Source organism: Coprococcus sp. ART55/1, assembly GCF_000210595.1.
In the GTDB taxonomy this organism is placed as follows: domain Bacteria; phylum Bacillota; class Clostridia; order Lachnospirales; family Lachnospiraceae; genus Coprococcus; species Coprococcus aceti.
This window is the reverse complement of sequence record NC_021018.1, coordinates 930,548-935,608: the sequence shown is the minus strand read 5'-3', so window position 1 is coordinate 935,608 and position 5,061 is coordinate 930,548. Positions and strand designations below refer to the sequence as shown.

4 protein-coding genes are annotated in these 5,061 nt (G+C 40.0%); all 4 read right to left on the bottom strand.

Translation table 11 applies throughout. From position 1 onward, the window contains the following. Positions 1 to 174: 174 nt before the first annotated feature. Positions 175 to 1,071, bottom strand: coding sequence for a helix-turn-helix domain-containing protein (locus tag CCU_RS04380; protein ID WP_015533714.1), 897 nt, complete (start codon positions 1,069 to 1,071; stop codon positions 175 to 177). A 140-nt stretch (positions 1,072 to 1,211) separates the two neighbouring features. Continuing rightward, a complete protein-coding gene (locus CCU_RS04375) occupies positions 1,212 to 2,012 on the bottom strand; it encodes an AraC family transcriptional regulator (RefSeq protein WP_015533713.1) in 801 nt (266 codons plus the stop codon). A 293-nt stretch (positions 2,013 to 2,305) separates the two neighbouring features. Further along, entirely contained in the window at positions 2,306 to 3,700 is a 1,395-nt protein-coding gene (locus CCU_RS04370; protein WP_015533711.1) for an MFS transporter, read from the bottom strand. A gap of 156 nt (positions 3,701 to 3,856) precedes the next feature. Continuing rightward, positions 3,857 to 5,061 (bottom strand): beta-galactosidase small subunit family protein (locus CCU_RS04365; RefSeq protein WP_208895984.1); only part of this gene is annotated, 1,205 nt, incomplete at its 5' end.

Here is a 5,061-nt window from a genome sequence, read left to right as displayed (position 1 = left end):
ACAGGCTAAACAGAACATGCATAACCTTGAAGAACAACAGCGGCAAAATGAGCGTGACCTGAAGGAGTTGCAACACTACCAGAAGGAAATTGACACCTATCTAGGGAAAAAGCATAAGGATATTTAGTCCTCATGCTTATCAGTAAAGATTTTATAGGAAGATCATCCATATTCTCATTTCGTAAACTCTACGGAGTAATAATACATATAATCATTCTCTGTATTTAGATAATCTCCGGAAATATCCTGTATCGGTAACATACTTAATCCATTTTTACCATAAACCAAAGCCGCTAACCCCTGCTCTGTTCCAAAATCTATCGGACATATATGGTTTATGCTTGTCGCCGATCTTCCATAATATTTCCGATCTTCAACATCATTTAAAATTGGATTTTCTGTTGTGTATTTCGTATAGTTATCTGCCACAATTAGACTTGCAGAAAATTTTTCAAAATTAGGAACAACCACTATCATTCCAGTTTCGGTAGATTCCGTACCATTAAAAGATATTTCTGCAATTTTCTCATGCGATACTCTTTTTCCGGATTGATATTCAGACAAGTAAACAAAAAGGCATTTATAGTTATCCTTTGTCTTATACCGAAACATCATTACCCCATCTGCTCCAGACATCAGTTCCGCAGTTTTCATTTCCGCACTATCCGGCGATACTTCTTCTATGAAATTTCGGGGTTGTCTCATCTTCTTACACGCTATAACAGCGATTACAGTGATAAATCCTGTCAGAATAATACAAAGTGCTACAATGATTCGTCGCAGAAATTTCTGTTTATTCTTTCCTTCCTTTGACACCTGCAATAGCGTTTCATCAGACTTTTCTCTTACACTATCTTCGCTGATATCTTCACCGGCTAAAAATTCATTGACGCTGATTTCCAATATTTCACACAGTTCCATATATACAGAAACGTCTGGAAGGCAAATTCCACGTTCCCATTTTGAAACAGACTTATCACTCTTCCCGAGCTTATCTGCAAGCTGTCTCTGTGTCAGCCTAGCTCTTTTTCTTTTTTCTGCGATATATCTTCCAATCTTAGCAATATCCATAGGTCATTCCTCCTTTCATCATGACAATCTTATCTTATCACAGCAAAAAAGTACACCTCTCAAAGGTAGAATTGCCACATTTACTGCCTATATCCAATCACAGCCACAACTTTTCCATTCTCTGCCTCTATGTTTGATAGTCACGATATTATATCTGTACGGCTTATATTTCTGTATTCGCTCGGTGTAACTTTGTATCGTTCCTTAAATACCCGATTGAATGTTCTCTGACTTTCAAATCCGCTATCATAGCATATATTTGTAATGGCATCACTGGTATTTTCCAAGCGATGGCAAGCATAATTTAGTCTTGCATCATTCAGATATTGATTGAAATTACGATGGAATGTTTTGGAGAATGTTCGTGATAAAACATACTTGCTCACTCCCAAATCTCTTGCCATATCATCTAACGAGAAATTCTTTCTAAAATTACCAGACACGTACGATACTGCCTGATAGACAAGATCTTTACTTCCCACATCTCCTTTCTCGACCAGTTTCAGCTTTCCAATGCATCTTGCAATCAAAATCTGCAGGTATGCCTGTATAACTGCTATATCCATGTGGTCTGTATCTAAGATGGCATTAATTGCCCGGTATACTTCCGGCTCCACCATTTCTGCCTTTATGATTGGGTAATCCGGTGCCATCGTCTGTATAATATCAGCATATTTCCCAATCGCAAATGGTGGAGAAATAATGTAAACCGCCTTATTCACTCCCGAAGAGAAAACCTGATAATGATGGATAATATCAGGAAATACAAAACCAATATCTCCCTTTTCCATGTGGTATAACTCTTGTCCAACTCCCAGCTCCAGTGTTCCATTTGTCACACATACGATCTCCAATGCATTATGTAAATGCGGAGCAACGTGCTTCGATTTTCTTTTTAAAGCTAATATTTCTTCTTTTGTATCAACAAATGATAAATGCATTGGTTACGCCCCCTTTGCAAGATTTGTCTACTTTTTCTTTCGATTTGGCAAGCAATCACATTGTATTTATTCTATAATCAGCTTGTAAATAAGGAAAGGAGGTACGCATTATGAACAAGTTTAAGAATTATATGAACAACCTTTTAGTATTCTACGCTGATTACTTTGAACATGTATATCATGCATAAAATACTAAAAGGACTACTTTGTGAAAACTGAATACCTAGCTTGCACAAAAAGCATTGCCTTTCTCGAATGTTCAATTAGACAATGCTTTTCATTACATATAAACCTTAATACTCTGTTGCGTCTGTTACTTCATCAGACTTAATTCCCTTTTCAGCTTTCAATTTTTCATTTACAGCTTCCACGTTCATTCTGGAAAGAACAATCATAATTAACACATCAAGGATCAATGGCAACCATAAATACATAAACTGCATCATATCAAGTGCTGACTGCGGCTGTGTTGCATTTGTTCCGACATAACCACTAAGCTCTAATAACCAGCCACATACTGCAGTTCCGATTCCTCCACCAATCTTTACACCCAGTGATGTACAAGAATACATAGTTCCGTCAATTCTCTTTCCCTGTGTCAGATAAGTATACTCTGAACAAGAAGCAATCACTGCGTTCATATCTCCCTGCCATGGGCCCTGTCCAAGTGCTGCAAGGGCTGTAAATGCCAGCATAAGAGGAATACTTCCCATATATCCTGCTACAACAACCAACGCTCTACCAATAACGGCAATGATATATCCTCTGAGATTCAGCTTGTACATACCATTCCACTTGCCAACGAGTGTCGGAGTAAAGATAAGAGCTATAATAAGCGGGATATTCACCGCCCAGGCGAACTGACCAAAAAGATTCTTGTCCTTCAATACCCATGTCATGTAGTAGATACCAGCACCGATCATGGCACTATAAAGCTGCTGTAAAATATATGTTCCACAGATCATCATATAATACTTGTTCTTTACAAGAAGCTTAAATGCCTGAACCAGTCCATACTTTTCTTCATCTCCTTTTACTTCTCCATCGTTAAGCTCCTCCTCCGGAAGCTCTTTTACGGAGAGCGCTGAGATTGTATTTACAATCAGACCGATAATTGCATAGATGATTGCTACCGTTCTCCATGCTGCTGCATCTCCACCGCAGTAATCAACAAATTTTACGGTTACAGACTGGATCAAAAGGCTTGTAGAAAATGCGAAGATGAAACGATAAGATCCCATCTGCACACGCTCTTTACTGTTCTTCGTAATCAAAGAAGTAAGTGCAGAATACGCAATATTATTTGCTGTATAGAACACACCATTTAACAATGTATATGCAATAAAGAACCATGCATATTTTGCTGTATTTCCCCAGCTTGTAGGAACCGCAAAACAACATACCAGTGTAATCGCACATCCAATGTAGCCGTAAAGCATCCACGGTTTCGCCTTACCCATCTTGCTGTGTGTCTTGTCAATCATCGAGCCAAAGAAAATGTCTGTAAATCCGTCAAACAGTTTGGAAACTGCGATCAACGTACCTACTATACCTGCTGCAAGTCCGACTGAATCCGTCAGATAAATCATCACAAAGGACGTTAAAAATGCATATACTACATTTCCTGCTATATCGCCGGATCCGTATCCAACTTTGTTATACCATTTTAAATACTTTTTTTCTTCCATAGAATCACTCCTCATCTTAATCATGTTTAGAATTTCATGTGTCAAACAGTCTGATGCCTATATTATTCTAAATGCTTTTACTTTTGTTCTCTTGTATCCCGAATATCCCCGTATGTCCGGACTTATACGTCGATATTCGGGAAACGAGTTATATCATTATCCTTTCACATACGGAACCAGTGTAAACCGGAACCGGAATAATCTATCATCAAATCTGTATGCTTCTAACACGTCTGGTCCGCAGCTGTTAGAGCCTATTCCATTCTGTGCATAATCAAGACAGAATACCGTACTGTCCGATTCTATCAATTCATAGTTATGTGCCTTTTCTTCCAGCTCCTCCTGTGTATAGAAGGACGCATTGAATGAAAATGTATCTTCCTCTGCAACGGCAGTGATACCGTACTGGCTGTTGCCAAGCTCCACATAATCGCAGTCGTAGTGACTTCCGTTTTCCTGTGGGCGGATATAGTCCTCATGCATATCGGAAACCTTCAGACGATACAATCCGTGGCTTGCTGCTCTATGCTTGTCCCGGTAGCTTTCCTGCGGTCCCATACCGAAGAACCCTGCATCTGTAAGCTTCTTATCTAAGAACATCCGCACACCAAATCTTGGTAGATCCGGGAACTCCTCATCCTTTTTCACTGCGATATCCGCTCCAATTCTTCCGGCTGCGTCAATCGTCCAAGTGATTGTCACATCCATAATTTTCTGCACGGTTGCTGCCACGACCGAAGCCTGACTTGTCACAGTTACTCCGTGCTTTCCCTGAATCACCTCTGACTTGTATGCTCTTGTATAGGCTTCGTTGTAGTGGGCTTTCTTCCACTCTGCCTTGATATACATATCGTTATCCGTCGGTGCTCTCCAGATGTTCAGTTCCATCGGATGATTCATATATTCTCTGCCTGCAAATGTCAGGCTGTCAAAAAGTGCTGTCCGCTTGTTGACCGTATAGGAGAAATCCCGTCCCTTTATGATGATCTCTGTATCATTTTCCTGTACCTGAATACCCGTATCAGGCACTTCCTTTGTAAGCCAGCCTACTGCCTGCTGATTCTTTGCACCCTTACTGCTTACATCTATCTCGTCAAAGCCTAAGACATACGCCTTGGAAAGAAGCGGAATGTCCTTCTTCAGCTTATAGAACAGCTTCAGATATACCTTTCCATTCTCCGGAATTGAAAGCTTTAAGGTCGTGCTTCCATCACAATGCGGTAATACGGATACTTCAGAAAGCTTCCCCTTTCCGATCACAAGTCCATCCTGTGACAGCTCGTAAGTAATCTCAACATAATCCTTCAAATCATCGAAATCCATATAGTTGTGAAGCACCAGCTCACCGCTTGCTGCATCAT